The 25,818-nt window shown below is 72.6% G+C and carries 25 protein-coding genes and 1 pseudogene; 11 read left to right on the forward strand and 15 right to left on the reverse strand.

The features are described 5' to 3' along the window. Window positions 1-16: 16 nt before the first annotated feature. Together OUY22_RS08375 and OUY22_RS08380 are read right to left on the reverse strand one after the other, a co-directional pair. Entirely contained in the window at window positions 17-1,072 is a 1,056-nt protein-coding gene (locus OUY22_RS08375; protein ID WP_270154237.1) for an amidohydrolase family protein, read from the reverse strand. Beyond that, entirely contained in the window at window positions 1,065-2,426 is a 1,362-nt protein-coding gene (locus OUY22_RS08380; RefSeq protein ID WP_270154238.1) for a metal-dependent hydrolase family protein, read from the reverse strand. The genes OUY22_RS08375 and OUY22_RS08380 overlap by 8 nt, the downstream gene beginning before the upstream one ends. 119 nt (window positions 2,427-2,545) lie before the next feature. Between OUY22_RS08380 and OUY22_RS08385 the strand changes: the two genes are divergently transcribed. The 6 genes from OUY22_RS08385 (at window position 2,546) to OUY22_RS08410 (ending at window position 8,338) form a co-directional block, all read left to right on the forward strand. Further along, window positions 2,546-3,442, forward strand: coding sequence for a TrmB family transcriptional regulator (locus tag OUY22_RS08385; protein ID WP_270154239.1), 897 nt, complete (start codon window positions 2,546-2,548; stop codon window positions 3,440-3,442). A gap of 243 nt (window positions 3,443-3,685) precedes the next feature. Further along, on the forward strand, window positions 3,686-4,546 hold the full coding sequence (locus OUY22_RS08390) for a branched-chain amino acid ABC transporter permease (protein WP_270154241.1): 861 nt from the start codon (window positions 3,686-3,688) through the stop codon (window positions 4,544-4,546). Beyond that, window positions 4,546-5,556 carry a branched-chain amino acid ABC transporter permease gene (locus OUY22_RS08395; RefSeq protein WP_270154242.1) on the forward strand — a complete coding sequence of 337 codons (1,011 nt, stop codon included), beginning with the start codon at window positions 4,546-4,548 and terminating at the stop codon, window positions 5,554-5,556. Before OUY22_RS08390 ends, OUY22_RS08395 begins: the two co-directional genes overlap by 1 nt. Then, window positions 5,553-6,323: an ABC transporter ATP-binding protein gene (locus OUY22_RS08400; RefSeq protein WP_270154243.1), complete on the forward strand. Its 771-nt coding sequence runs from the start codon at window positions 5,553-5,555 to the stop codon at window positions 6,321-6,323. Before OUY22_RS08395 ends, OUY22_RS08400 begins: the two co-directional genes overlap by 4 nt. Next, window positions 6,304-7,011 carry an ABC transporter ATP-binding protein gene (locus OUY22_RS08405; RefSeq protein ID WP_270154245.1) on the forward strand — a complete coding sequence of 236 codons (708 nt, stop codon included), beginning with the start codon at window positions 6,304-6,306 and terminating at the stop codon, window positions 7,009-7,011. Before OUY22_RS08400 ends, OUY22_RS08405 begins: the two co-directional genes overlap by 20 nt. Window positions 7,012-7,108: 97 nt before the next feature. Next, entirely contained in the window at window positions 7,109-8,338 is a 1,230-nt protein-coding gene (locus tag OUY22_RS08410; protein WP_270154246.1) for an ABC transporter substrate-binding protein, read from the forward strand. 45 nt (window positions 8,339-8,383) lie between these two features. Here the strand turns inward: OUY22_RS08410 and OUY22_RS08415 are convergent, their stop codons facing one another. Together OUY22_RS08415 and OUY22_RS08420 are read right to left on the reverse strand one after the other, a co-directional pair. Continuing rightward, the gene (locus tag OUY22_RS08415; protein ID WP_270154247.1) at window positions 8,384-9,148 is read right to left on the reverse strand and encodes an SDR family NAD(P)-dependent oxidoreductase; all 765 of its coding nucleotides are present in this window, start codon (window positions 9,146-9,148) and stop codon (window positions 8,384-8,386) included. A 184-nt stretch (window positions 9,149-9,332) separates the two neighbouring features. Continuing rightward, the gene (locus tag OUY22_RS08420) at window positions 9,333-9,629 is read right to left on the reverse strand and encodes a hypothetical protein (protein ID WP_270154248.1); all 297 of its coding nucleotides are present in this window, start codon (window positions 9,627-9,629) and stop codon (window positions 9,333-9,335) included. Window positions 9,630-9,764: 135 nt separating this feature from the next. Between OUY22_RS08420 and OUY22_RS08425 the strand changes: the two genes are divergently transcribed. Further along, window positions 9,765-9,995, forward strand: coding sequence for a hypothetical protein (locus OUY22_RS08425; RefSeq protein ID WP_270154249.1), 231 nt, complete (start codon window positions 9,765-9,767; stop codon window positions 9,993-9,995). A gap of 140 nt (window positions 9,996-10,135) precedes the next feature. Here the strand turns inward: OUY22_RS08425 and OUY22_RS08430 are convergent, their stop codons facing one another. Continuing rightward, entirely contained in the window at window positions 10,136-12,700 is a 2,565-nt protein-coding gene (locus OUY22_RS08430; RefSeq protein WP_270154250.1) for an ATP-dependent Clp protease ATP-binding subunit, read from the reverse strand. 120 nt (window positions 12,701-12,820) lie between these two features. On the opposite strand from OUY22_RS08430, the gene OUY22_RS08435 reads away from it, so the two are divergent. Next, window positions 12,821-13,978: a low temperature requirement protein A gene (locus OUY22_RS08435; protein ID WP_270154251.1), complete on the forward strand. Its 1,158-nt coding sequence runs from the start codon at window positions 12,821-12,823 to the stop codon at window positions 13,976-13,978. On the opposite strand, the gene OUY22_RS08440 is transcribed toward OUY22_RS08435, so the two are convergent. The 3 genes from OUY22_RS08440 to OUY22_RS08450 all read right to left on the reverse strand — a co-directional run bounded on the left by OUY22_RS08440 (window position 13,979) and on the right by OUY22_RS08450 (window position 16,958). Beyond that, window positions 13,979-14,755, reverse strand: a complete 777-nt coding sequence (locus OUY22_RS08440) for an enoyl-CoA hydratase/isomerase family protein (RefSeq protein WP_270154252.1) — start codon at window positions 14,753-14,755, stop codon at window positions 13,979-13,981. 24 nt (window positions 14,756-14,779) lie between these two features. Then, complete coding sequence (locus OUY22_RS08445) at window positions 14,780-15,808, reverse strand: TIGR03617 family F420-dependent LLM class oxidoreductase (RefSeq protein ID WP_270154253.1); 1,029 nt, start codon at window positions 15,806-15,808, stop codon at window positions 14,780-14,782. Between the two features lie 229 nt (window positions 15,809-16,037). After that, on the reverse strand, window positions 16,038-16,958 hold the full coding sequence (locus OUY22_RS08450; protein WP_270154254.1) for an SDR family NAD(P)-dependent oxidoreductase: 921 nt from the start codon (window positions 16,956-16,958) through the stop codon (window positions 16,038-16,040). A 339-nt stretch (window positions 16,959-17,297) separates the two neighbouring features. Here OUY22_RS08450 and OUY22_RS08455 point away from each other — a divergent pair, with 339 nt between their 5' ends. Further along, window positions 17,298-17,930 carry a TetR family transcriptional regulator gene (locus OUY22_RS08455; RefSeq protein WP_270154256.1) on the forward strand — a complete coding sequence of 211 codons (633 nt, stop codon included), beginning with the start codon at window positions 17,298-17,300 and terminating at the stop codon, window positions 17,928-17,930. A gap of 4 nt (window positions 17,931-17,934) precedes the next feature. Here OUY22_RS08455 and OUY22_RS08460 read toward each other — a convergent pair whose 3' ends face one another. The 3 genes from OUY22_RS08460 to OUY22_RS08470 all read right to left on the reverse strand — a co-directional run bounded on the left by OUY22_RS08460 (window position 17,935) and on the right by OUY22_RS08470 (window position 21,154). Continuing rightward, window positions 17,935-18,693 carry an SDR family NAD(P)-dependent oxidoreductase gene (locus OUY22_RS08460; RefSeq protein ID WP_270154257.1) on the reverse strand — a complete coding sequence of 253 codons (759 nt, stop codon included), beginning with the start codon at window positions 18,691-18,693 and terminating at the stop codon, window positions 17,935-17,937. Between the two features lie 137 nt (window positions 18,694-18,830). Continuing rightward, on the reverse strand, window positions 18,831-19,940 hold the full coding sequence (locus OUY22_RS08465) for an acyl-CoA dehydrogenase family protein (protein WP_270154258.1): 1,110 nt from the start codon (window positions 19,938-19,940) through the stop codon (window positions 18,831-18,833). A gap of 17 nt (window positions 19,941-19,957) precedes the next feature. Next, window positions 19,958-21,154: an acyl-CoA dehydrogenase family protein gene (locus OUY22_RS08470; RefSeq protein WP_270154259.1), complete on the reverse strand. Its 1,197-nt coding sequence runs from the start codon at window positions 21,152-21,154 to the stop codon at window positions 19,958-19,960. Between the two features lie 381 nt (window positions 21,155-21,535). Here OUY22_RS08470 and OUY22_RS08475 point away from each other — a divergent pair, with 381 nt between their 5' ends. Next, window positions 21,536-22,753, forward strand: coding sequence for an erythromycin esterase family protein (locus OUY22_RS08475; RefSeq protein ID WP_270154260.1), 1,218 nt, complete (start codon window positions 21,536-21,538; stop codon window positions 22,751-22,753). Window positions 22,754-22,790: 37 nt separating this feature from the next. On the opposite strand, the gene OUY22_RS08480 is transcribed toward OUY22_RS08475, so the two are convergent. The 4 genes and pseudogenes from OUY22_RS08480 to OUY22_RS08495 form a co-directional block, all read right to left on the reverse strand. Then, complete coding sequence (locus OUY22_RS08480) at window positions 22,791-23,144, reverse strand: TetR/AcrR family transcriptional regulator (RefSeq protein ID WP_270154261.1); 354 nt, start codon at window positions 23,142-23,144, stop codon at window positions 22,791-22,793. Window positions 23,145-23,177: 33 nt separating this feature from the next. Further along, window positions 23,178-23,333 (reverse strand): annotated as a pseudogene (locus tag OUY22_RS08485) (sugar O-acetyltransferase); the annotation flags it as partial. Continuing rightward, window positions 23,318-23,446, reverse strand: a complete 129-nt coding sequence (locus tag OUY22_RS08490; protein ID WP_270154262.1) for a maltose acetyltransferase domain-containing protein — start codon at window positions 23,444-23,446, stop codon at window positions 23,318-23,320. The pseudogene OUY22_RS08485 and the gene OUY22_RS08490, both read right to left, overlap by 16 nt. A 67-nt stretch (window positions 23,447-23,513) precedes the next feature. Further along, window positions 23,514-24,707, reverse strand: a complete 1,194-nt coding sequence (locus OUY22_RS08495) for an ROK family transcriptional regulator (protein ID WP_270154263.1) — start codon at window positions 24,705-24,707, stop codon at window positions 23,514-23,516. 705 nt (window positions 24,708-25,412) lie between these two features. Here OUY22_RS08495 and OUY22_RS08500 point away from each other — a divergent pair. Next, a complete protein-coding gene (locus tag OUY22_RS08500) occupies window positions 25,413-25,763 on the forward strand; it encodes a histone-like nucleoid-structuring protein Lsr2 (protein ID WP_270154264.1) in 351 nt (116 codons plus the stop codon). Window positions 25,764-25,818: the final 55 nt, after the last annotated feature.

Raw genomic sequence — 25,818 nt, forward strand, 5'->3', positions numbered from 1 at the left:
CAGGCGGACACGTCGTTCAGGCGGACAGGTCGTTCAGGCGGAGGAGCCTGGCGGCGTTGGCCGAGAGGACGGCGGGGTCCAGCCCCGGCCCTTCGTGGGCGCCGGAGTCCCAGCCGGCGAAGTTCGTGCCGAACACCAGCCGCTCGGTGCCCGCGTGCTCGGCCAGCAGGTTCAGCGCCCGCTCGTCGTGCACGTGCGTGTCGAACCACAGGCGGCGGTAGTAGTGCTCGAAGCCGTTCTCCCGCAGCTTCGCCCCGGCCCACGGGCGCTTGACGACGGCGCGGGCGAACCGCCCGGCGACGAACGCGGCCGCGCCGCCGCCGTGCGAGACGCACACGTCCAGGCCGGGATGCCGCTCCAGCACGCCGCCGAAGACCAGCGCGGCCACGGCCAGCGTCTCGTCGCGGGCGAACCCGAAGAGCAGGTCGAGGTCGAAGCGCCGGAGCCGGGGATCGGCCGGCGGCCCGTCGGGGCCGAGCGGCGACGGGTGCACGAACAGCGGCACGTCCAGGTCCACGAGAGCCTCGTAGAGCGGGTCGAGCTCAGGGTCGTCCAGGGTCCGTCCGGCGGGGTCGGTGTCCACGTACACGGCCGCCAGCCCCAGCTCGCGCACCGCGCGCCGGGCCTCGGCGATCGACGCGCCGACGTCCTGCACCGGCAGTTGGGCCGCGCCGAGCAGCCGCCCCGGGTACGCGGCCACCGTCGCGGCCAGCGCGTCGTTGTGGGTCCGCGCGTACGCCAGCGCCGGGCCGGCGTCCAGCCGGTCGAAGTAGGTGAGCGGGTTGGGCGACAGCAACTGGACGTCGACGCCGGCCTCGTCCATGGCCGCGACGCGGACGTCCACGTCCATGAACGGGCTTCCCGCGTAGCGCACGCCGCGCAGCACGTATCCGCCGACGCGGTAGAAGGGCGTGCCGTCGTCCGCGACGCCCAGTTCCGGCCCCGCGGCCCCGGCCGCGCCCAGGCTGACCTCCAGCACGGCGTGCGCGTGCACGTCGATCACCGGCGCGCGCCGCCCGCCCGCGCCCTCGGACGACCCGGTGGCCGGGGGGCCGTGGCGCTGGTCAGACACGGGCCAGTTTCTCCAGCTGCTCCTCCGTCAGGGCCAGGCCGCGGGTCAGTGGGCAGGAGGCGAGGAAGCGGACCTGGTCGGTGGAGCGCATCCGCCGCTCGGGGATCGGGGTGGTGAGGTCGATCCGGCGGCCGCCCTTGACGACCTCGGCGATGCGGGCGCGGTCCTGCAGGATCGTGATGTCCCGCAGCGGGTCGCCGTCGATGACGAGGACGTCGGCGAGCCGGCCGGGCTCCAGCGTGCCGACCTCGCCCTCCATCCGCAGCGCGAAGGCGCCGTTGCGGGTGGCCGCGACGATCGCCTCCATCGGCGTCATGCCCATGTACTGCACGAACATCTCCAGTTCGCGGGCGTGCCACTCGCCGACCGGGGTGACGGCGAAGCCGGTCTCCGAGCCGGTGAGGAACGGCACGCCGGCGGCGTGCGCCTTGGCCATCTGCGCGGCGGTGATCTCGATCTCGGCGCGGAACACGTCGAGCAGCTCGGGCGCGCTGCCGATCTTCTGGCCGTAGTCGGCGAGGTTGCCGAGGAGCGTGAAGGTGGGGCACAGCGCGCTGCCGGACTCGATCACGGCTTCGAGCGCCTCGTCGTCCATGTAGGAGGCGTGGTAGATCAGGTCGACGCCGGCCCGGGCGGCGTCGCGGGTGCTCGCGGAGTTGCGGCAGTGGGCGACGACCTTGGTGTTGAGCTCGTGCGCGGTGTCGCAGACGGTACGCAGCTCGTCGAGGTTCCAGACCTGGACCTCGGGGCCCTTCATGGACGGGATCAGGCCGGTGACCATGATCTTGATCCAGTCGACCCCGTACTTGATCTGGCGGCGCACCTCCTTGACCATCATGTCGCGGTTGTGCACGACGGTCGCGTAGCCGGTGGTGCCCTCGTCGGCGATCATCCGGCCGGCCGTGCCGCCGAGCATGGTCATCAGGGCCTGTCCCCCGGCGCGCATGCGGGGGCCCTCGACGATGCCCGTGTCGATGGCGTCGCGCAGCTCGACCCCGATGGACCACAGGCAGTCGGCGTCGAGCACGCCGGTGACCCCGGCGCGCAGCACCTTGCGCGCGTGGTAGGCCGACAGCATCGAGCTGTAGCCCTGCGTCCTGTGGTGGAAGAGCTCGTCGTTCCCTGTCGGCTCGCCGAAGCTGAGGTGGGTGTGGGCGTCGATCAGGCCGGGCATGACCGTGCGGCCGGTCGCGTCGATCCGTTCGTCCACGCCGCCCGACTCGGCCTCGGCCACCGCCTCGGCGCCCAGGGCGGCGATCCGGTCCCCCCGGATCAGCACCGCCTCGCCCGCTCGCGGCGCGGCGCCGGTCCCGTCGATGACGGCGCCTCCGGTGATCAAGATGCTGTCAGCCATCGGCTCTCCTCGAACCTCGGTATGCGTGTGAAGGTTAACGACTATTCGAGGTCCTGGCTAGACTGCCCGGTGGTGATCGGAATTCGTCCCGGACCCCGAGGTGATGCGACGATGGCAACGTGTCTCAGCAGAGAGTGATCGAAGAGCTTCAGCGCCTCGGCATGTCCGGCTACGAGGCCAAGGCCTACGTCGCGCTGGTGGCCGCCGGCGCCCCGCTCAACGGCTACGAGGTGGCCAAGCGCTCCGGGGTGCCGCGCAGCACGGTCTACGAGACGCTGGGCAAGCTCGTGGGCCGGGGGGCGGCCTACGAGGTGCGGCTGGGCGACGCGGGCGTGGGCTACATCTCGCTGCCCCCGGCGTCGCTGCTGGACCGGATGCGGCGCGAGTTCGACCAGTCGATCGACAGTCTGCGCGAGGCGCTGCCCGAGGTGGCCTCGCCCACCCAGGTGCGGCTGATCCACAACCTCACCGACCGGTCGTCGCTGCTCACCCGGGCCGAGGACGTGGTCGCCGCGGCGCGCAGGGACCTGTTCCTGTCCGGCTGGCCGGCCGAGATCGAGCCGCTCAAGGCCCTGGCCCGCCGGGCCGAGGCGGACGGCGTCGACGTCTCCGCGGTCGTCTTCGGCGACGACCCCGACCCGGTGGGCCACACCACCCAGCACCGCTTCTCCAGCCCCAAGGTGGCGCTGGAGAACCTGGGCTGCCGGCTGCTGGTCGTCGTGGCCGACCGCGAGCAGGCCGTCATCGGCGGCGTGATCAACGAGGAGGCCTGGGGCGTCTACACCGACGACCCGGCGGTGGTCCTGGTCGCGGTCGAGTACGTACGGCACGACATCGCCATGCACCTGATCGTGGAGAAGTTCGCCGCCGAGGACTTCGAGTCGTTCTGGAAGTCCGACCCGGCGCTGCTGCGCCTGCGCGCCGACCACGGCGCGCCAGCCACGCTGCTCAAGAGGGGGGCCCGCGAGACCCCGGGCGGCTCCGGGCGGCGCCGCGGCGCCGACGGCCCGCGCTGACCCTGGGCGGTCACAAGCCGGCTCGCGCTGATCACGGGCTGACCCCGAGTTGATCGGGGCGGGTCCGCCTGCCCTGGCACGGCGTCCACCGGTTCGGCGGACGCCGTTTCCGCATGCCCGCAGGCCGTGCGCCCCCGGTCACTCTCCGCCGACCGCGCCGATCCGCGTCGTTGCCAAATCGGGACTGTCGCACTCTCTCGTTGGACGTTAGCATCCTGACGACTAGCGGTAGGAGGCATCACCGTGTGGCAACAGATCATCAGCGGGTTGCAGGCGGGAAGCTGGTACTCGCTCATGGCGCTCGCCATCGTCCTCGTTCTCAAAGCGACCGATGTACCCAACTTCGCCATGGCTGAGCTGGGCTTATTCCCGGCCTTCTGCACCTGGGCGCTCATCGACGGAGCGCAGCTGTCGTGGTGGGTGGCGGTGCCGATCGGGTTGCTCATCGGCATCGCCCTTTCCGTAGTGGTGGAACGCACGGCTATCCGGCCGATCCTGGCGGAGAACCATTTCGCCACCGTGTTGATGACGATCGCGGTCTTCGTCGTGATCAACGCGGTGGTCCAGCTCGTCTGGGGCTCCGAGCCCCGCAAGATCGACTCCCCGTTCGCGGGCTCGTTCACCGTGGCGGGGCAGATCGTGGCCTACGAGCAGCTGGTCAGCATCGCGGCGGGGCTCGCGGTGATGGTCGGGCTCATCCTGTTCTTCCGTACGCCGCTCGGTGTGCAGATGCAGGCCATCGCGGAGGACCGCGTGACGCCGCGGCTGCTCGGCGTCTCGGTCACGACGGTGTTCCGCACCTCCTGGGCCCTGGCCGGGGCGATCGCCACGATCGCGCTGCTGCTGCAGGGGCAGGCCTCGCTGCTCACGGACCAGAACGGGTCCGGGCTGCTCATCAAGGGTTTCGTGGCGGCGACGCTGGGCGGGTTCTCCAGCATCACCGGGGCCTTCGTCGGCGGGCTGGCGCTCGGCGTCGCGGAGAACCTCGCGGGCGCGTACATCTCGACGTCGAGCAAGACGGCCATCGCGCTGCTGGCCATCGTCGTGGTGCTCTCGATCAAGCCGCAGGGGCTGTTCGGCCGCCACCAGGTCAGGGAGGTCTGATGAGGCGGCTCCCCCTGCCGGCGCCGTGGCGGATCGCCGGCGCCGCCGGCGCCCTGGCGGCCGCGCTCGTCCTGCTGGCCCTGCCCGGCCTGGTCAACCCGTACCTGCTCTTCCAGGCGTGCCTGGTCATGGTGACGGCGACGGCGGGGCTCGGACTCGTCCTGATCATGGGGTGGTCGGGGCAGATCGCCCTGTCCCAGGCCGGTTTCCTCGGCGTGGGCGCGTACGCGACCACCTTCCTGGTCGGCCAGGGCTGGGCCTGGCCGGTCGCGACGCTCACCGCCGGACTGGTCGCCGCGCTGTTCGGCGTGCTCATCGGGCTGCCGGCCACCCGGCTGCGCGGCTTCTACCTCGCGATCGCCACGCTCGCGTTCGCCGAGCTGATGATCCGCGTGTTCGTGGAGGCCACGCCGATCACCGGCGGCATCGCCGGCACCGCCGTGCAGCCGATGGTCCTGCCCGGCCTCGACGTCGACGGCAGCCGCTGGTACCTGTGCCTGGGCGTGGCCGCCCTCACCACGGCCGTCGTCATGCGCATCGGGCGCGTCGGGCTCGGCCGGCGGCTGCGGGTCGTGCGCGACGCGGAGATCGCCGCCCCGTCGCTGGGCGTGAGCCCGACGCGCACGAAGCTGCTGGCCTTCGCGCTGTCGGCGTTCATCGGCGGGATCGCCGGGGCGCTGTACGCGCAGTGCCTGTCGTACCTGACGCCGGAGATCTTCGACATGGGGCTGCTCATCGAGTTCCTGGTCGTCGCGTTCCTCGGCGGCGTGGGCTACGTCGCCGGGCCGTTCCTCGGCGCCGTCGTGGTGGTGGTGCTCCGCGACCTGCTGCAGGACCTCGGGAGCTGGCAGCGGCTCGTGTACGGGCTGATCCTCGCGCTGGCGATCGCGTTCCTGCCGCGCGGGCTGGCCTCGCTGCCCGCCCGGCTGCGGGCCAGGCGCCCGGCCCCGCCCGCCTCCGAACCGCCGCCCGTGTCCGGGCAGGCCGACCTGACGGGAGCCGCCCGATGAACACCCTCGAACTGTCGGGGATCGCCGTGCGGTTCGGCGGCAACGAGGTGCTGAAAGGCGTCGACCTCGCCATCGGCCCCGGGTTCACCGGGCTGATCGGCCCGAACGGCGCCGGCAAGACGACGGTGTTCAACGTGGTCACCGGCTACGTCCGGCCGGTCGAGGGGACGGTGCGGATCGCGGGCGAGCCGGTCCCGTCCGGCCGTCCGGCGGTCGTGGCCCGCAGGGGCGTGCGCCGCACGTTCCAGACGCCCCGGCTGGTGGCCGAGCTGACGGTCGAGGCGAACGTGCTCGCCGGGCTGGACGCCGAGGTGGCCCGCGGCGGCGGGCTGGCCGACTTCCTCGGCGTATCGCGGGCGGCTCGCGCGGCCCGGGAGCGGGTGCGCGAGCTGCTCGACGCCTTCGGGCTCGCCGACCGCGCCGCCGAGCCGGTCGGGAACCTGCCGCTGGGCAGCCAGAAGATCGTGGAGGTGGCCCGCGCGCTCGCGCCCCGGCCGCGCATCGTGCTGCTGGACGAGCCCGCCGCGGGCCTGTCGGCCGCCGACGTGGACCGGATGGTCGCGCCGCTGGCCGAGATCGGCGCCCGCGACGAGCTGTCCATCCTGATCATCGAGCACGACCTGGAGCTGGTCTCGCGGCTGTGCCCGCGGGTCGCGGCGTTGCACTTCGGGCGCATCCTGGCGGACGGCACCCCGGCCGAGGTCGTCGCCCACCCCGATGTCGTCAAGGCCTACCTGGGAGCCGGCGTTGCTACTGTCGATACGTGAGCTGACCTCCGGCTACGGCCGGATCCCGGTGCTGCGCGGGGTCGACCTCGACGTGGCGGAGGGCGAGATCGTCGCGCTGCTCGGGGTCAACGGCGCGGGCAAGTCCACGACGCTGCGGGCCGTCTCCGGCGTGCTGCCCACCTGGTCGGGCACCGTCAGCTTCGACGGCACGACCCTCGGCAGGCGCACCCCCGAGGCCAGGGCCAGGCTCGGCCTCGGCCACGTCCCCGAGGGCCGCGGCATCCTCTCCTCGCTCACCGTCCGGCAGAACCTGCGCCTGGGCGCCACCGCTCGCGGGCGCGGCGCCCGGGACGTCGCCCAGGACGAGGAGCGGCTGCTGGAGGTGTTCGACGCGCTGCGCGACAAGCTGGGCGCGCCGGCCGGCTCGCTGTCCGGCGGCCAGCAGCAGATGCTGGCCGTCGCCAGGGCGCTCATCGGCCGGCCGCGCCTGGTGATGGTCGACGAGATGTCGTTCGGTCTCGCGCCGATCCTGGTCACCCAGCTGCTCGGGCTGGTCGCGCGGCTGCGCGCGGAGTCGGGCACCGCGTTCCTGCTCGTCGAGCAGCACTCGGCCGTGCTCGACATCGCCGATCGCGCGTACGTGCTCTCCGGCGGAGCCGTGCACACCTCGGGCCCCGCCCACGAGCTCGCGCAGTCGGAGAACCTCGTCCGCGCCTATCTGGGCTGAACGCCTATCTGGGCTGAACGCCTATCTGGGCCGAACGCCTATCTGGGCTGAACGCCTACCTCGGCTGAACACTCGCACCATCTCACTGGAGGGTCCCATGAGGCCACGACGGTTCACGCTCACCGCCCTGCCCGCCCTGCTGACCGCGCTCGCCGTCGTGGGCTGTTCGTCCCAGGCCGCCGCTCCGGCCGGTGGCGACGCGGCGGCAGCGGCGGTCCAGGGTGTCACGGACGACACGTTCACCATCGGCACGACCCTGCCGCTGTCCGGCGGCGCGGCCACCTCGGGCAAGGGCTTCGAGGCCGGGCTGAAGGCGGCGGTCAAGGAGATCAACGACAAGGGCGGGCTGCGGGGCCGCCAGGTGAACCTGGTGGTGCTCGACGACGGGTTCGAGGCGGCGCGCAGCGTCGCCAACATCCGCCGCCTGGGTGACCAGGAGAAGGTGTTCGCGGTGGTCTCCCCCGCCGGGTCGGCCAACATCCCGGGCAGCTACCCGTACCTGGCGCAGAAGGGGATGCCGCTGTTCGCGCCGGTGCTGCCGCCCGACCCGAAGCAGGACTCGGTGTTCCTGCTCGGCACCAGCCAGCGCGACCAGGCCAGGGTGATCGTGGACTTCCTGGCCGGCAAGGGCGTCAAGAAGGTCGCCGTGATCGGGCAGGACAACGAGCTCGGCCACGCGATCCGGGACGGGGTGAAGGAGGAGGCCGCGACCGTCGGGGTCGAGGTCGTCGCGAACGAGACGACCGAGCCGAACTCGACGGAGGTGAGCTCGGCGGTGCTCAAGGTCCGTGAGGCGAAGCCGGACGCCATCGTGCTCGGCACGGACAACACGCAGTCGGCCCTGATCATGAAGGCGGTCGACGAGCTGGGCTGGGAGCCCGCCATCATGGGCACGTCCTCGACCGTGACCACGGGCAGCGCGGGCACGGTGGGCCCGGCGGGGGCCGCGGCGAAGGGCATCTACGGCACGTTCATCTCCGAGCTGCCCACGTCGGAGTCGCCCGAGGCGGTGGCGTGGCGCACCGTGCAGCAGGCCGTCGCGCCCGACCAGGTCGGCAGCGCCTACGCGTTGCAGGCGTACGCGAGCACGAAGATCTTCTTCGAGATCGTGACGCGCATGGGCGACGACCTGACCTGGGCGAACTTCCAGAAGACCGCCGAGTCCCTCAAGGGGCACGAGTCCGGCATCTACCCGCCGATCACCTTCGGCCCGGCCGCCGACGGCGGTCACGTCGGGACGACCGGCGCGAAGGTGGCGGAGTGGGACGGTTCCGCGTGGAAGCTCGTCAGCGAGGACTGGCTGGAGCCCGGCAAGATCGTGTCCTGAACCAGGTCCGCCGGCTGTCTCCCTCCTGGACAGCCGGCGGACCCGTCAGGCGTGGGTGACGCCGAGGCCGAGGCCGCCGTCGATGGTGAGCACGGCTCCGGTCGCCCACTCGGCGGTGATCAGGTACTCGACCGCCTCGGCGACCTCGTCGGGAGTGCCGGCGCGACCCAGTGCGTGGGCCGGGCCGAGCGAGCGCATCCGCTCGGCGGCGGTGGCGTAGTCCATGAGCCCGGCCCGCTGGTTGATCTCGGTCAGCACCCCGCCCGGCCGCACGCAGCCGACCCGCACGCCCTGCGGCCCGAGCTCCGCCGCCAGGACTCCGGTGAGGGTCTCCAGCGCGCCCTTGGTGGCGGCGTACGGCGAGACGCCGGGGAAGGCGCGCTGGGTGTGCACGGAGCCGAAGAGGACCACCGCGCCCGAACGCTCCCGCAGGTGCGGCAGGGCGAGCGCGGTCAGCATCATCGGGCCGATCGTGTTGGAGGCGAACACGTCGTGCAGCGCCCGCTCCTCCAGCTCCTCCAGCGGGCCGCGGTACATGTTGCCCGCGGCGTGCACCACCGCCTCCAGTCCGCCGCCGTGCTCCACCGCCCGGGCGACCAGCCGCTCTCGGTCCGCGGCGACGGTCACGTCGGCGACGACGCCGCACGCGCCCGAGCCCGCCCGCCGGGCGACCGCCTCGACCTTCTCCGCGCGCCGGCCGGCGAGGGTCACCTTCGCGCCGGCCTTGACCAGCCGGTGCACCACCGCCTCGCCGATGCCGGAACCGCCCCCGGTGACGAGCACCGGCATCCCTTCGAGCGAACGCCCCACGGAAGCCTCCTGACCTGATTCCTTTAGACGGGATGCTAACGACGACTACAGAGCCACAGGTAGCTCCGCCGCCCTTCTTCTAGACGTTATAAGCCTAGCGACTATCCGATGGTGCCGGCCACCCGCGCCTTTAGTTCGCCGACGGGCTGGCCGAGATCGTCGTGGTCGAGGAGCTGTTCCCGGCCTACGGGGAGCTGGACGTGGACGCGATCGTCCCCCGGCTGCGCCGCAGGCTGCTCGCCAACGGCGTCCCGGTGACGCCCGAGCCGCGCCAGGCCCGCCCGGAGGCGAGCCGCCGGCTGCCGCTCCTGCGGCGTGCGCCGTACTTCTGCTCGGACTGCCCGCACAACACCTCCACCAAGACGCTGGAGGGCAGCTCCGCCGTGGCCATGACCGGCGGGCAGGCCCCGGTCGGCGGGATGGGTGTCAGGCGGGCCGTGGACGTGCTGCTGGCCGAGGGCGTCTCGAAGATCATCATCACCGCGGAGGACCTGCGCAGGTACCGCCGGATCCGGCTGCCGCGCGGCGTCAAGGTCTGGGACAGGTCCCGGATCGAGGAGGCGCAGCGGATCCTCGCCGGCGCCCCGGGCGTCGCCGTGCTCCTGCACGACCAGGAGTGCGCGACCGAGACCCGGCGCAAGCGCAAGCGAGGGCCGGCCCCCGGCCCGCCACGCGGGTCTTCGTCAACGAGCGCGTCCGCGAGGGATGCGGCGACTGCGGCCGCAAGTCCAACTGCCTGTCGGTGCGGCCGGTGGCCACCGAGTACGGCCGCAAGACCCGCATCCACCAGGCGTCGTGCAACCTGGACACCAGCTGCCTGGACGGCGACACCTGGCGCATCGGCTGAACCCCGTCCACATCCGAGGCGTCGCCGGTGAGCACTCGCGTACGGTCCGGTCGTCGCCCCGGATGGGCACCAGGCAGACGTCGGCGCTGCGCAGCCCGGTGTCGTCGGCATGGTCACGATCTGATCACTGAGGCCGCCGGTCAGAGGTAGAGGCCGGTGTCGTCCTCCCGTTTCCGGTCCGGGCGGCGGGGCTCGGGGCTGGTCAGGACCTGCGGTTCGGTGTCGGGGCCCGGCTCGGCGCCCGGGTCGAGCACCGTGATGGCCAGATCGCCGTCCCTGACGCCGATGTGCGCCCGCTGGCCCTGCTGGAGCGTCCCGTCCAGCAGCAGGCGCGACAGGGTGTTGTCGAGCTTGCGCTGGATGGTGCGGCGCAGCGGCCGGGCGCCGAAGTGCGGCTGGTAGCCCTCCTTGGCGAGCCAGTCGACGGCCTCCTGCTCGATCTCCAGGGTCACCCCCTGGGCGTGCAGCCGCCGCCGCGTGTCCTCCAGCAGCAGGCCGGTGATCTGGCGCAGTTGCTCGGTGTCGAGGCCGCGGAAGACGATGATCTCGTCGATCCGGTTGAGGAACTCCGGGCGGAAGCGCATCTGCAACAGCCGCGAGAGCTGGCCGCGCAGCGCCTGCGGGTCCTCGCCCGGGTGCTTCATGATCACGTCGGCGCCGAGGTTCGACGTCATGATCAGCACGGTGTTCCTGAAGTCCACGGTCCGGCCCTGGCCGTCGGTCAGCCGGCCGTCCTCCAGCACCTGCAGCAGCAGGTTGAACACGTCCTGGTGGGCCTTCTCGATCTCGTCGAGCAGGATCACCGCGTACGGCTTGCGCCGCACCTGCTCGGTGAGCTGGCCCGCCTCCTCGTAGCCCACGTAGCCGGGCGGCGCCCCGACGAGCCGCGAGACGGTGTGCCGCTCCTGGAACTCGCTCATGTCCAGCCGGATCATCCGCTCCTGCTCGCCGAAGAGCGCCTCGGCCAGGGCCCTGGCCAGCTCGGTCTTGCCCACGCCGGTGGGGCCGAGGAACAGGAAGGAGCCGATCGGCCGGTTCGGGTCGCTCAGGCCGGCCCTGGAGCGGCGCACGGCCTCGGCCACGGCCGCCACCGCCTCGTCCTGGCCGATCACGCGCTGGTGCAGGTGTTCCTCCAGGCCCAGCAGCCGGTCCCGCTCCTCCTGGGTGAGCTGGGCGACCGGGATGCCGGTGGCGCGGGAGACGACCTCGGCGATGTCGTCCACGGTCACCTCGGCGACCCCCGTGGGGCCGGCGCGGGCCTGCTCGATCCGGGACTGCAGCTCGGCGATCTCGTCGCGGAGTTCGCGGGCGCGTTCGTAGTCCTCGCGCGTCACCGCCTGTTCCTTCTCCCGCTGGCGGCGGTCGAGCTCCTCCTCCAGCTCGCGGGTGCCGGTGGGGACGGTGCCGCTCCGCAGCGCCACCCGGGCTCCGGCCTCGTCCACCAGGTCGATCGCCTTGTCGGGCAGGAACCTGCTGGAGACGTACCTGTCGGACAGGTCGGCCGCCGCGACCAGCGCCTCGTCGGAGAACTTGACCTGGTGGTGCGCCTCGTACCGGTCACGCAGGCCGCGCAGGATCTCGATGGTGTCCGCGACGCTCGGCTCCGGGACCAGGATGGGCTGGAAGCGCCGTTCGAGCGCCGCGTCCTTCTCGACGTGCCTGCGGTACTCGTCCAGCGTGGTGGCGCCGATCACGTGCAGCTCGCCTCGGGCCAGGGCGGGTTTGAGCATGTTCGAGGCGTCGATGGCGCCCTCGGCGCCGCCCGCGCCGACGACCGTGTGCAGTTCGTCGATGAAGACGATGAGCTCCTCGCTGTGCGCGCGGATCTCCTCCATGACCTTGGTCAGGCGTTCCTCGAACTCGCCGCGGAACTTGGTCCCCGCGACCAGGCCGGGCAGGTCCAGCTGGATCACGCGCTTGCGCTTGAGCGCCTCGGGCACCTCGCCGTCCACGATGCGCTGCGCGAGCCCTTCCACGATCGCCGTCTTGCCCACGCCGGGTTCGCCGATCAGCGCGGGGTTGTTCTTGGTCCGCCGCGACAGCACCTCCACCGCCCGCAGGATCTCCTCGTCGCGGCCCACCACCGGGTCGATGCCGCCCTCACGGGCCGCGCCGGTGAGGTCCCGCCCGTACTGGTCCAGGGTCGGAGTGCTGCTCGGAGGCTGCTGCGGCCCGGTCAGCGTCTCCCCCTCGCCCGCTCCCTCCTGTACGAACGACTGCGGGGTGACGTGCGCCTCCCGCAGCATCCGGCCGGCCGTCGAGCGTGGGTTCGCCGTCAGGGCGAGCACCAGGTGCCGGGCGTCGATGTAGGACGCGCCGGTGGCGTGCGCCACCTGCCGGGCGTCCAGCAGGGCGCGCTTGGCCGCCGGGGCGAGCGACATCGGGCCCTGCTTCGGCTCGCGCTTCTCGACGTTCTCCTCGACCTCCCTGGCCAGCGCGGCCGGGTCGGCCCCGGCCTGCTCCAGCACCTGCCGCGCGGTGCCGACCTGGGTGGCCGCCCACAGCAGGTGCTCGGTGTCGACGTAGTCGGCGCCCCACGCCGCCGCCTGCTCCGTCGCCATGCGCAGGAGCTCGATCGCGTCCTCGCTGAGCAGCCGGGCGATGTCCACCCGCCGGGAGTAGGCGGGCTGGCCGTACCCGAAGAACCTGGCGAGCAGATCGTCCATGGGGCCGAAGCCGTAGTTCCAGAACTCACCCGTTGTCATGAACCCTCCCCCGAAGGTGACGCCGGTTCCTGGCCGCCTACCCCCGACATCCGGAGGTAACCAACACCCCCGGAGGCGTCCACCGTGGTAAATTCCTCGGCCGATCAAAGGAGTGCGGCCATGACAGGGATGCTCCGACCACGTGACCGGACCGCCCAGGTCACCCCCATCGAGCTCTTCTTCGACCTCGTGTACGTGTTCGCCATCACCCAGCTCTCCCACCTGCTCCTCGATCATCTCGACCTGGCGGGAGCGGCCCAGGCCCTGCTGCTGACCCTGGCCCTGTGGTGGGCCTGGATGTACACCACCTGGGCGACCAACTACTGCGACCCGGACCATCCGGCGATGCGGCTGACGCTGGCCGGGCTGATGCTGGCGGGACTGGCCATGGCGGCGGCGCTGCCGCAGGCGTTCGGCGACCGGGCGCTGTGGTTCGCTCTCGCGTACGTGGTCATCCAGGTCGGGCGGACGGCGGTGGTCGCGGTCGCGGCAAGGGGTGAGCCGATCGGGCACACGTTCCGGCTGGTCCTGGCCTGGCACTCCATCAGCGGCGTGCTGTGGATCGGCGGCGCGCTGGCCGGCGGTACCGCGCAGGCGGCGCTCTGGGTGGTGGCGCTGCTGCTGGAGTACGCGGCGCCCTGGCACGGGTACCGGATGCCGTTCCTCGGCAGGGCCACGACGGCCGACTGGACGATCGACGCCGACCACATGGCCGAGCGCTGCCGGCTCTTCGTGATCCTCGCGCTCGGCGAGTCGATCCTGGTCACCGGGCTGACGCTGGCCAAGGGCGACCATCTGTCGGTGGCGACCGTGGCGGCGTTCACCGTGGCGTTCCTGTCCAGCGTGGCCATGTGGTGGGTCTACTTCGACCGGACGGCGGACGCGGCGGCCGAACGGGTGGCCGACTCCGACGACACCGGGCGGCTCGGCAGGTCCGCCTACACCTACTGCCACATCCCGATCGTGGCCGGCATCATCGTCGCGGCCGTGGGCGACGAGCTGTCGATCGCGCATCCGCTCAGCGGCAGCACGGCCGGCACCGTGCTCACCGTGCTGGGCGGGCCGGCCCTGTTCCTGGCCGGGCACGCGCTGTTCCAGCGGGTGGTGTTCGGCGCCCTGCCGGCGGGCAGGCTCGCCGCCATCGGCCTGCTCGCGGCGGCCGGGGTGGCCGCGCTGCTGGTGCCCGCGCAGGTCCCCCCGCTCGCCCTCGCCGTCCTGGCCGCGCTCGTCGTCGCCGGCGTGGCCGTCCGGGACTCGCTCCGCGGTGGGCTCGCGTAGCTACCGGTTCCGGAACACGGGCTCCCGTTTCTCCAGGAACGCCTGGATCGCCTCGCGGGTGTCCTCGGTCGTGCCGTTGAGGTTCTGCGCGGCCGCCTCGCGCAGGACGCTGTCGTGGAAGCTCCCGGCGGCGGCGAGGTTGAGCATCTCCTTGGTCTGGGCCAGGGCGAGCGGGGCGAGGGCCAGCAGGTCGCGGGCCCACGCGTACGCCTCCGCCAGGGCCTGTCCCTCGGGCACGACCTTGTTGAGCAGTCCGAGGGCGTGGACCTCGGGCGCGGTGAGCACCCGGCCGAAGAACGCCAGCTCCTTGGCCCGGTGCAGGCCGATCATGTGCGTCAGGAACCAGGTGCCGCCGAAGTCGACGGAGAGCCCGCGCCTGGAGAAGATCTGGGAGAACCTCGCGTTCTCCTCGGCGATCGCCAGGTCGCAGGCGAGCGCCAGGTTGAACCCGCCGCCCACCGCGACCCCGCGCACGGCGGCGATCGTGGGCTGGGGCAGGTCGCGCAGGGCGAACAGCGCCGCGTTGACGACCTGCATGGCGCGGCGCGGCGCCGCTGAGCCGCCGCCGCGCAGGTCCGAACCGGCGCAGAAGTCGCCGCCGGCGCCGGTGAGCACCACCACGCGGTCGTCGGCGCGGCCGGCGATGTCGCCGAGCACGCCGGCGAGCTCGGTCCAGCCCTGGGGCGGCACGCTGTTCTTGGTCCCGGGCCGGTTGAGCGTGACGGTGACGATGCCGCTCCCGTCACGGTCGGCCAGGACGACGGGGTCGTCGGACATGGACGCCGCTCCTCTCTTCCGCTGTCAGCGGTCGCCGGCGTCGGCGCCGCGCAGCGAGGCCAGCGCGGCGCGCAGCTCCGCCATCGGCACACCCTCGGACGGCTGCAGGAACACCTGGTCGACCAGGCCGCCGAACCGGCGGGAGACCTCCGCCGTCACCTCCGCGAGCGAGCCGCTCACGCAGAACGTGTCGAGCACCTCGTCGTCGACGAGGTCGGCCATCCGGTCCCACCGGTCCTCGCCGGACCCGACCGACAGGGCGTGCAGCCGCTCGTGCAGGTCCTGCCAGCCGTGCAGCGCCAGCACGCCCCGGTAGGCCGGCGTGGAGCCGTAGAAGGCGACGCGGCCGCGGAGCATCCGCCGCTGCGCCTCGACGTCGTCCCCGGGGCCGTGGACGTGGACGAACCCGGGGCAGTGCACGGTGACCTCGGAACGGTCCCGGCCGGCGCGGGCCAGGCCCTCCTCCAGGGCCGGTACGGTCACCTCGCGGAAGTAGCGCTCGGTGCTGAAGCCGTGCGGGATGAGCCCGTCCGCCACCTCGCCGGCCAGCCGGGTCATCAGCGGGCCGACCGCGGCCAGGTGGATCGGCGGGTGGCCGTGGCCGTGCGGCGCGGGGCGGAAGGTGGCCGTCATGAGCGTGTGCCGGTAGTGCTCCCCCTCGTGGCGCAGCGGGCGGCCGGTGTTCCAGTCGTCCCAGATGGCGCGCAGGGCGGTGACGTACTCCCGCATCCGCGCCGCCGGCCTGCCCCACGGCATGCCGAACCTGCGGGTGATGTGCGGCTTGGTCTGGGTCCCCAGACCGAGGACGAACCTGCCGCCCGACAGCGCCTGCAGGTCGTGGGTGACGTACGCCATCGCCATCGGGGTGCGGGCGAAGGCCACCGCGATGCCGGTCGCCAGCCGCACCCGGCTCGTCGCCCCGGCGGCCAGCGCCAGCGGCAGGAAGGGATCGTGGTCGACCTCGGCGCTGGCGACGGCGTCGAACCCGGCCTCCTCCGCCCACGCGGCGAACGCGGCCACGTCGCCGGGACCGGCGTGCACGGCGGCTCTCACCGCCTGCCTCCTTCGCGCGCCTCGGGGGCCGAGGGCGTGCGGCCGGGGGCTGGAAGCGTCGGGTCCGTGGCAGAGGACATGGCAGGGGACATGGCAGGGGACATGGCAGGGGACATGGCGCGTCTCTCCTGTCGGCGTGGATGGAGCAGGACGGGCCCGCCCCGGATGGAGCAGGACGATCCGCCGGCCCCCCGGGTACGGCAGGGCGGGCCTGCCGGGGCGGCGCGGGTCACGTGGGGGGAAGCTGCGCCATGAAGATCGAGGGGTGCAGGCCGTCCGCCTTGGGCCGGAAGGACGCGGTCAGCTTGGCCGCGAGGTCCTGCGGGTCCCACGGCCCGTCGGAGCTGATGGTCTCGATGACCTCGGGCGAGTTCCACAGCCGGACCTCGTAGCCGGCGGCGCCGATGGTGCGGCCGGACAGCCAGTCGGACTCGGTGCCGGCGAGGTAGGTGACGATCGGCGCGATGTTGTCGGGCGACATGACGTCGGCCCGGCCGGGCTCCGCGCCGAGCTTCTTGTCGTCGGGGACGGTGGCGGTGAGCCGGGTGGCGGCGCCGGGGGCGATCGCGTTCGCCGTCACGCCGTACCGGGCCAGGCCGTTGGCGAGGGAGGCGGTCAGGCCGATGATGCCCATCTTCGCGGCCGCGTAGTTGGGCTGGCCCGGCGAGCCCTGGAGGGCGGAGTCGGAGGTGAAGTTGATGATGCGGTAATGGCCGTCGGGGTTGCGCTGCTCCCGCCAGTAGGCGGCGGCGGGCTTGATGGTGCTGAAGTGGCCGCGCAGATGGACCCGGATGACCGCGTCCCAGTCCTCCTCCGGCAGATTGAAGATCATCTTGTCGCGGAGGATGCCGGCGACGTTGACGACGACGTCGAGCCGGCCGTAGGCCTCCAGGGCCAGCTCGACGAGGCGCCTGCCGGTCGCGGTTTCGGCGATGTCGCCGCCGTCGGCGACCGCCTCGCCGCCGAGGGCGTTGACCTCCTTGGCGATGTCCTGGGCGGGGCCGGCGTCGCCGCCGGTGCCGTCCGGGCCGGCGCCGAGGTCGTTGAGCACGAGCCTCGCGCCCTGCTGGGCGAAGGCGCGGCTGATGGAGGCGCCGATGCCGCGCCCCGCGCCGGTGATGATGGCGACTCTGCCGTCGAGAGAACCCATGGATGCCCTTCCCGATCTGGAGGAATGGGAGGAGTGGGGCGCGGCGGCGCCGCGCCGGTCAGCCGACCGAAGGATCCACCCCGGCCCCAACTGACGCTAAGTAGAACACGTTACGGCTAGTACGACAAGAGCGGTTCTCCCTTGACAGGCGCCGCTCGGCCCTCGATCCTGCCGATAAGGAGAACAGGTTGTCTTTGCTCGGACAGGGCTCCCCCGCGGAGTCGACGGGAGCCGGTCCGGCCTCGATAACGGGTACTCTTTACTTCCAGCTTTCCCCGTTGACCCCCCGCCGAGCGGGGTTGCGGTCGCGTCCGCCACCGGCCGGGAAGGGAGTCCCACGTGGGCCGTGTCAGCAGGAAGGGCCGGACACCCGAGGCCCGGGCCTTCCGGGCGGAACGCGTTCTGGACGCCGGGATGGCCCTGGCCACCAGAGGCGGCTACGAAGCGGTCCAGATGCGCGAGGTCGCCCGCATCGCGGACGTCGCCCTGTCGACCCTCTACCGCTACTACCCGTCGAAGGACGCCCTGCTCAACGCCGCCACCATCATGCAGCTCGACCAGTTGCGCCAGGACCTCCTGCGACGGCCGCCGCGGCAGCGCACCCCCGAGGGGCGGGCCGCCGAGGTGCTGCACCGCGCCTTCCGGGCGATGCAGTACAACCGCGGCTGGGCCCACGCCGCGCTCAGCGCCTTCCACATCCCCAAGCCGCTCGACCGGCGGCCCGACGACGCGGCGCCGCTGGTGGAGACGTCCCTGCCCACGACGCTCGCCGACCTCATCGCGCTCGCCGCCTGGGGCCCGTCCCACCGCACCACCTCGGCCGAGTACCGCGCGCTGCACATGCTGGAGTCGCTGTGGAGCAGCAGCGTCATCAGCTGGCTCAACGACCAGATGACGCCCGAGTACGTCGAGGAGCGGCTGCGGTTCGCCGCCAAGCGCCTGCTGATGCCGGAGCCGGAGGCCGGCAAGTAGGCGCTCAGCGCCCGCCCTGGCCGTCGTCGACCTTGATCACCGTACCCGTGATGAACTCGGAGTGCGGCGAGACGAGGTAGAGCAGCGTGCTGTCGAGCTGCCGGGGGTCGCCCATGCGGGCGCGCGGGAAGTAGCCGGTGGGGTCGCCGGTCCGCCGCACCATGCCGTCCATCATCTCCGAGGCGAACGCGCCCGGCGCGATGGCGTTGACGTTGATGTGGAACTTGGCCCATTCGACGGCGAGCACCTCGGTCATCCTGACCACGGCGGCCTTCGTCACCGAGTACAGCGCGGCGCCGCCGCCCCGGTACTCGAAGGCGCCCATGGAGGAGATGTTCACCACCCGGCCGCCGGTCCCTGCCTTGATCAGGCGGCGGGCGAAGTCGCAGGAGAGCAGCCAGGGCGCGCGCAGGTTCGTCCCCAGCACCCGGTCGACCAGCTCGGTGGGCATCTTCGTCGCGTACTGGGCGTCCGGGACGCCGGCGTTGTTGACCAGGATCGTGGCGGTGCCGAACCGCTCCTCGGCCGCGTCGAGCAGCCCTTCGAGCTGGGCGTCGTCGGTGAGGTCGGCGCCGAGCGGCAGGCAGGAGCCTCCGTCCGCCTCGATCTGGCCGGCGAGCTCCGCCAGCCGCTCCGCCCGCCGCGCCACGGCCACCACGTTCGCCCCGTGCTCGGCCAGCGTGACGGCGAAGCGCCGCCCCAGGCCGGAGGAGCAGCCGGTCACGACGGCGGTCTGGCCGGTGAGGTCGATGTTCTGGGGCATGGCGGCGCCTTCCGCTCGGTGCTGGGTTCGAGGGTCCGCTCCAGGGTGCCCGACGCGGCTCCTTCCGCGGCCGCGGACCCGGTCCTTGAGGGAGAAAGGGGGCGTGGACCCGGCGGGGCGAGCCGCCGGGCCGCCGGTCAGAGGCCGAGCTTGCCGGCGAGCCGGTCCTGCTGGTAGTCGGCGTCGCCGGCGAGCACGTTCCCGGCGATCGCGTTCTTGTAGTAGAAGTGCGCGTCGTGTTCCCAGGTGAAGCCGATGCCGCCGTGCAGCAGCATGGTGTCCTTGGCCGCGGTGAGGTAGCCGGGCGAGGTGAGCGTGCGGGCCGCGGCGGCGGCCGCGCCGAGCTTCTCCGGCTCCTCGTCGGCCGCCCGCGTCGCCTCCCGCAGTGCCGCGTCGGACAGCGCCCACAGGACGTACATGTCGGCCAGCCTGTGCTTGACCCCCTGGTAGGCGCCGATGGGCTGGCCGAAGGCGTAGCGGACCTTGGCGTACTCGGTGGTCATGGTGAGGCAGGCGAGCATGGCCCCGCACTGCTCGGAGGCGAGGGCGAGGTTCGCCAGGTCGGCCACGTGGTCGAGGGCGGCGACCGCGTCCCCGGCGAGGTGCCTGGCCGGGGTGCCGTCGAACGTCACGGTCGCCGAGCCGCGGGTCGGGTCCACCCCCGGGTCCCTGCGCACGGTGAGGCCGTCGGCCGGGCTCCGTACGAGGTAGAGCCCGGTGCCGTGCGGGCCGCGGGCCTGCACGAGCAGGACGTCGGCCTCGGCGCCGTTCAGCACCGCGACCTTCGTGCCGGACAGGGTGACCTCGTCACCGGAGCCGGTGGCCGTGGTGACCGGCTCCGCCGGGATCCACCTGCGGTCGCCCGGCTCGCTGACGGCCGGCGCGGCGACCAGGCCGCCCTCGGCGATGCGCGGCAGCAGGTCGCGCCTGGCCTCCTCGTCGTCCAGGGCGAGCAGGGCGCCGGCCGTCAGCACGCAGGCCACGAGCGGCGAGGGCACCAGGCCCGCTCCCAGCTCGCGCAGCGCCGCCGACAGGTCGGCCTGGGTGGCGCCCGCGCCGCCGTACTCCTCGGGGATGGTCAGGCCGGCGAGGCCGAGGTCCCCGGCCAGCCGCGACCAGACCTCCGGGTCGTAGGCGAGGTCGCCGCCGATGACCTCGCGGACCTTCGGCAGGGGCGTGCGCTGCGCGACGAAGCGCCTGATCGTCTCGGCGAGGCTCTTCTGATCGTCGGTGAAGATGAGTGACACGTGAGCTCCTGAGGTGATCAGCGCGACAGTTTCAGCTGGTCGAAGGGGGTGTTCCGGTCGACTCCCGGATCCTTGGCCAGCCCGAGCACGCGCTCGCCGACGATGTTGCGCTGGATCTCGTTGGTGCCGCCGGCGACCGCTCCGCCCGGGGCGGCCACGATCGCCATGACGACCCGTTCCAGGTCGGCGGCGCCGAGGGCGAGGTCGGCTCCGAGGATGTCCTGGGCCAGATCCGCCGCCCAGAGGGCGAGTTCCGCGCCGGCCAGCTTGGCTGCGGAGCCGCGGGCGCCGATCTGGAGGCCGGCGGTGGTCTCCTCGTGCAGCACCCGCCCGTACGCGCCGAGCGCGGACTCTCGGGCGTACAGGACCGCGAGGCGGCGGCGGACGGCGGGATCGGTGTCCAGGCCGCGGGCGCGGGCCAGCTCGGCGAGCGAGTCGAAGCCGAGCGGGTTGGAGCGGGCGCGGCCTCCCGCGCCGATGGTCACCCGTTCGTTGCGGAGCATCACCACCGCCGCGCCCCAGCCCTCGCCGACCTCGCCGATGACCGCGTCCGCGGGCACCTCGACGTCGTCGAAGAACACCTCGTTGAACGGCGCGTGCCCGGTGGCCACCACCAGGGGCCGGACGGTGACGCCCGGGTGTCGCATGTCGACGATGAACATCGTGATGCCCCGGTGCTTGGCCACCGTGGGGTCGGTCCGGGCGATGATGGCCCCGAAGTCGCTGAACTGGGCGCCCGAGGTCCACACCTTCTGGCCGTTGATGAGCCAGCCGGTCTCCGTCCGCGTGGCGGTGGTCTGCAGACTGGCGACGTCGGAGCCGGCGCCGGGCTCGGAGAAGAGCTGGCACCAGATCTCGTCGCCGCGCAGCAGCGGGGGGAGGTAGCGCCGCTTCTGCTCCTCGGTGCCGAGTTCGAGGATCGTCGGGCCGGGCATGCCGAGGCCGATGGTGAACGGGCCGGTGGGCAGCTCGAAGTCGGCCGCCTCCTCGTTGAAGGCGATCAGCTCCGCGGCGCCGAGGCCCTGCCCGCCGTACTCCTTCGGCCAGGTGATGCCGGCGAATCCCGCCTCCCACAGCGCCTTCTGGAACCGCTTCGACTCCTCCAGCGGTACGGAGCCGCCCTCCAGGTCGAAGCCGGCCGCCTCGTCGAAGGGTTTGGCGTGCTGCTCCAGCCAGGCCCGCGCCCTGGCACGGAACTCATCGATCGACGTCATCCGCGTTCCTCTCGGAGATGGGGACGGTCGGGATCACCAGGCGACCGTTCAGTAACACGTTCTGTTTAGCGAAGGCTCACTCGTTCGGCCGCATCTGTCAAGAGCGCCAGGTGGTGCGGGAGAGGCAGGACAGACGCTGAGACACCGGGCGGCACCCCGACCACATCGGATCAACGGTAACGAGTTTCGTTTGCCCCGAAGCGGCGGGCCTCCGGGTCTGCGCCGTGGCGTCTTCTGTTCCGCTTGACGCGTGACCGATCGGCGGCCGACGCCGGGTGCCGGACCGCTCCGGGTGGGCCGCCGGTTTGAAGGTTTCGCCGTGCTTTCCTGCTGGTATCCGGCCCAGGTGTCAACGGTTCGTCCAACGATACGGTCCAAGGCATGACTGCTGGCATCGAAGACGCCGTCCAGCCCTTCGAGGCGTCCGCCGTCCTGGGGCTGCTGCCCGCCCGGCCGCGGCTGCTCGCGCTGGGTGAGCCCACGCACGGCGAGGACCTGCTGCTGGACCTGCGGAACGACCTCTTCCGGCACCTCGTCGAACGGGAGGGCTACCGGTCGATCGCGATCGAGAGCGACTGCCTGATGGGCCTGGTCGTGGACGACCACGTCACCTCGGGCGCGGGCACCCTGGACGAGGTGATGGAGCGCGGCTTCAGCCACGGGTTCGGCACGTCCGCCGCCAACCGCGAACTCGTGCGCTGGATGCGCGCGTACAACGACGGCAGGCCCGCGTCCGAGCAGGTGCGCTTCGCCGGTTTCGACGGCCCGCTGGAGATCACCGGCGCCGCGAGCCCCCGGCAGGCCCTCCTCGCGCTTCACCGCTACCTCGCCGCCCACGTGGACGCCGGTCTGCTCCCCTGCGCCGAGGACACGATCGAGCGCCTGCTCGGCCCCGACGACCGCTGGACCGAGCCCGCCGCGATGATGGACCCGTCCCGGTCCGCGGGGCGGACGGCGGAGGCCAGGGAGCTGAGGCTGCTCGCCGACGACCTGGTGGCGCTGCTCGACGCGCAGACCCCGCACCTCCTCGCGGCGTCCTCGCGGGAGAGCTGGGACCGGGCGCGCCTGTACGGTCGCACCGCCACCGGGCTGCTGCGCTACCACTTCTGGATGGCCGACCCGTCAGCGGAGCGGGTGACGCGGCTGTGCGCGGTGCGGGACTCGATGATGGCCGCCAACCTCCTCGCCGTCGCCGAGCGGGGCCCGGCGCTGGTCCACGCCCACAACGCCCATCTGCAGCGGAGCAAGAGCTCGATGCGGATGGGCGACCTGCGGCCCGAGTGGTGGAGCGCGGGCGCGCTGGTGGGCGCCCGGCTGGGCGACGACTACGCCTTCGTGGCCACGGCCCTCGGCACGATCCGGCACCAGGGGGTGGACGCCCCGCCCGCCGGCACCCTCGAAGGGATCCTGTACGCGCTGCCGGACGACCACAGCCTCGTCGATCCCCGCCGGCTGGCCGCCACCCTCGCCGAGCCCGCCCCTCGCGTGTCCCCTTGGTTCGGGTACGCCCCCCTGGACCCGGCCCAGCTGACGGACAGCGACGCGATCCTCTTCGTCAAGGACCTGCCGCCCCCCGGCGAAGCGGTTCACCCGCTCTGATCGGGGATCGCCTGCCCCGGCGGCGGCGTGCCCGGCTTCAGCGCAGGAAGCGGTGGATGGCGTGGCGGAGCTGCGCGGGGGTCATCGGGTCGGTCGACAGCGCGTGGTGCAGGGTGAGGCCCTCGATGAGCGCGTCCAGCCCTCGGGCGGTGGCGGCGTCGAAGCGGCGTTCCAGGGCCTGCCGGCTGCGGGCCATCCACGTCTGGGTGACGGCGCGCAGGGCCGGGTGGCGCGCCGCGGCCACGTACAGCTCCACCGTCAGGACGAGGTCGCGTCGATCAGCCGATCGCGCCGCCCGGGATCGTGCCGTCGCGCCCGGCGGGAGGCGGACCGCTCTGGCGCGGCGGCGGCCTCGCTCATGGCGGCCCCTGCTCGGGTGTCGCGACGACACTCCTCAGGGCGGGCGATCCCGGCCTCGCGCCGTTCATGGGGTGGCCGGTTCGATCGTGCGGATGACGCGGGCGGGGTTGCCGACCGCGACCACGTCGGCCGGGAGGTCGCGGGTGACCACCGCGCCGGCGCCGACGACCGTGTTCTCCCCGATGGCGACCCCGGCCAGGACGATCACGCCGCTGCCGAGATCAGGTCCATGGCCCGCAGGCTCTGCTCGGCCGGCTCGGGGTCGTCGGCGATGTACAGGTCACCGGCGAGCATCCGCTCACGCATCGGGCGGCCGTCGCGTTCAGGCATCATGCGCACCAGCCTACAGACGATGTGTACGCCGGTACGTAACGCGTTCCGCCAGGTGAGGCCCGCCGGGCTAGGACGCCGTACGGGCGAGCACTCCCAAGGGGTCGGCCAGCAGGTCGGAGAAGCCGAGCTCGGCCGCGCCGACCAGGGTGGCGTCGTCGCCGAGGGCGGAGACGCGCAGCCGCACCCGTTCCCGGGCGACGGGCAGGACGTTGGCGGCGATGCGGGCGCGTACCTGGGCCGCCGCGCCGGGGTACATCTCGCGCAGCGTGCCGCCGAAGATCACCATGCCGGGGTTGAAGAGGTTGCACAGGTTGGCGACGCCGATGCCGAGCCAGTCGCCGACGTGCTCCAGCGCCGCCTGGGCCGCGGGGTCACCGCGGTCGGCGTCGTCCACCACGGTCCGTACGGCGTCTCGGCCGAACAGCTCGGCCGGCCGGCCGGCGGCGTCGAGCAGCGCCCGTTCGCCGACCTCCGCCTCCAGGCAGCCGTGCGAGCCGCACCCGCAGGGGCGCCCGTCGTACGGGTTCACCACCATGTGGCCCAGCTCGCAGCCGTAGCCGCTCTCGCCATCCAGCAGTTTGCCGCCGACGATGATGCCGCCGCCCACCCCGACGTCGCCGTGCAGATAGATCAGGTTCCGTAAGCCGACGCCGGCTCCGCGCTGCTGCTCGGCGAGCGCGCCCAGGTGCGCCTCGTTGCCCACCCTCACCGGCAGGCCGATCTCCAGCCTGCGGCCCAGTTCGGCGCCGAACGCCTGGTCCACCCAGCCCATGTCGGGCCCGAACCGGACCATCCCGTCTCCGGGCCGGATCATCCCGCAGTACGACGCGCCCACGCCGACGCAGATCGCGTCCCGCGGCGCCGCCCGGTGCAGCCCGCGGCCGAGCCGGGCGAGCACCTCGACCACGCGCTCGAGGTCGGCCCCGGCGCGCGGGCGGACCGCCTCCCTGCGGTCCACGATGCCGCCGCCGAGTGCGACCCGGGCGGCGACGAGCCGGTCGACGGCGACGTCGAAGGCCAGCACGTACACCCGGCTCGCCTCGGGGCGGACCACGAGCGACGGCCGTCCCGCCCGGCCGGTCCCCGGCGGGAGTTCCTCGCGGACCAGGCCCGCGGCGGTGAGTTCGGCGATCAACGCCATGATCGTGCTGCGGTTCAGGCTCATCCGCTCGCTCAGCGCCGTCCGGGAGACCGAGCCGCCCAGATGGACGTGGCGGAGCAGGGTGCCCACGTTGCGCCGGCGGATCTCCTCCTGGCCCAACCTGACCTCCGGAATCGTGTGGATCTTCGGGCGTCGCGGAGACCTTATGCGATGAAGCGGGTCCGCAACGGACGATACTCGGCGTGAAAGCCGGGTTCCCACACCCCGGAGCCCGCCATCCGGCGTCCAAGTGCCGGTCGGCCCGCGGTCGCGGGAACGGCACCGGCAAGAGCGGCCTTCGCCCTTACCTAAGCGGGCCCTTCGTAAGTCCGGCCGCCGTGCTGGAATACCGTCTGAATTCGACTTCGATAGCGGCAGTCCGTGTCGCACCGAACCGCCGTGAGACCGCTCCCACGAAAACCGCCGCCCCAGAGGGCTTCGAGAACCGCCCGAAACCATCGCCGGCGGCGGCCGGCTCTTTTCTCATTAGGGCAGGTAATTGGCACGCCCCGGCGGCTGCGAGGTTGCCTGAGCGCACGCCGCCGATGCCGGGATATCACCAGGTGAGATGGGTAGGCCCGGAACGCCATGGGAACGGTCCGGTCCGGAGAGCGGCGGTTCGCGAGCGCTCGGCCGGTCAAGAATCGGCCCGCTTCTGCCGCGGGTGCGCGCGTCCGGTCGCGCGTGGTTCAATACGCGGGTGGACGAGTTCGTGTTCGCCACGAGTTCGCCTGGCGCGTTTCGCAGGCATCATACTCGCGGAGGACATCCTCTCTACTGAAGACCGCTACAGTAGAGACAGGCCTATGAGTATGGAGCTGCACCATGGCTAAGCAGATTCGTGAGATTTTCATTGACGACCTCGACGGAAGCCCGATGGACTCCGAGAACATCGTCAAGTTCGGCCTCGACGGCGTGGCCTATGAGATCGACCTGGGAGAGAAGAACGAAGAGGCCTTGCGCAAGGCGCTGTCTCCCTTCATCACCAAGGCCCGCCCGGTCAAGGGCGAGCGGCCCGCCCGGGGCCGGCGCGTCTCCGGCGGCGCCTCCGCCCGCGCCCTGAGCCGGGAGAAGTCCGCCGAGATCCGGCAGTGGGCCAGGAGCCAGGGGCTGCCCGTCAGCGAGCGGGGCCGGATCGCCTCCTCGGTGGTGGAGAAGTACGAGGCCGCCCACTAGGCAGCCGTCGCCCAGGATTGTTCCGCGTCCGGGGGGGGGGGGGGGGGCGCGGCGC

This window comes from Nonomuraea corallina (assembly GCF_027620315.1).
Lineage (GTDB): Bacteria > Actinomycetota > Actinomycetes > Streptosporangiales > Streptosporangiaceae > Nonomuraea > Nonomuraea corallina.

Bases quoted from the DNA above. Each gene is read 5' to 3' on its own strand.
- OUY22_RS08380 (WP_270154238.1), bottom strand. From the start codon at position 2,426: ATGGCTGACAGCATCTTGATCACCGGAGGCGCCGTCATCGACGGGACC.
- OUY22_RS08395 (WP_270154242.1), top strand. From the start codon at position 4,546: ATGAGGCGGCTCCCCCTGCCGGCGCCGTGGCGGATCGCCGGCGCCGCC.
- OUY22_RS08400 (WP_270154243.1), top strand. From the start codon at position 5,553: ATGAACACCCTCGAACTGTCGGGGATCGCCGTGCGGTTCGGCGGCAAC.
- OUY22_RS08410 (WP_270154246.1), top strand. From the start codon at position 7,109: ATGAGGCCACGACGGTTCACGCTCACCGCCCTGCCCGCCCTGCTGACC.
- OUY22_RS08430 (WP_270154250.1), bottom strand. From the start codon at position 12,700: ATGACAACGGGTGAGTTCTGGAACTACGGCTTCGGCCCCATGGACGAT.
- OUY22_RS08435 (WP_270154251.1), top strand. From the start codon at position 12,821: ATGACAGGGATGCTCCGACCACGTGACCGGACCGCCCAGGTCACCCCC.
- OUY22_RS08440 (WP_270154252.1), bottom strand. From the start codon at position 14,755: ATGTCCGACGACCCCGTCGTCCTGGCCGACCGTGACGGGAGCGGCATC.
- OUY22_RS08450 (WP_270154254.1), bottom strand. From the start codon at position 16,958: ATGGGTTCTCTCGACGGCAGAGTCGCCATCATCACCGGCGCGGGGCGC.
- OUY22_RS08460 (WP_270154257.1), bottom strand. From the start codon at position 18,693: ATGCCCCAGAACATCGACCTCACCGGCCAGACCGCCGTCGTGACCGGC.
- OUY22_RS08470 (WP_270154259.1), bottom strand. From the start codon at position 21,154: ATGACGTCGATCGATGAGTTCCGTGCCAGGGCGCGGGCCTGGCTGGAG.
- OUY22_RS08475 (WP_270154260.1), top strand. From the start codon at position 21,536: ATGACTGCTGGCATCGAAGACGCCGTCCAGCCCTTCGAGGCGTCCGCC.
- OUY22_RS08490 (WP_270154262.1), bottom strand. From the start codon at position 23,446: ATGATGCCTGAACGCGACGGCCGCCCGATGCGTGAGCGGATGCTCGCC.
- OUY22_RS08500 (WP_270154264.1), top strand. From the start codon at position 25,413: ATGGCTAAGCAGATTCGTGAGATTTTCATTGACGACCTCGACGGAAGC.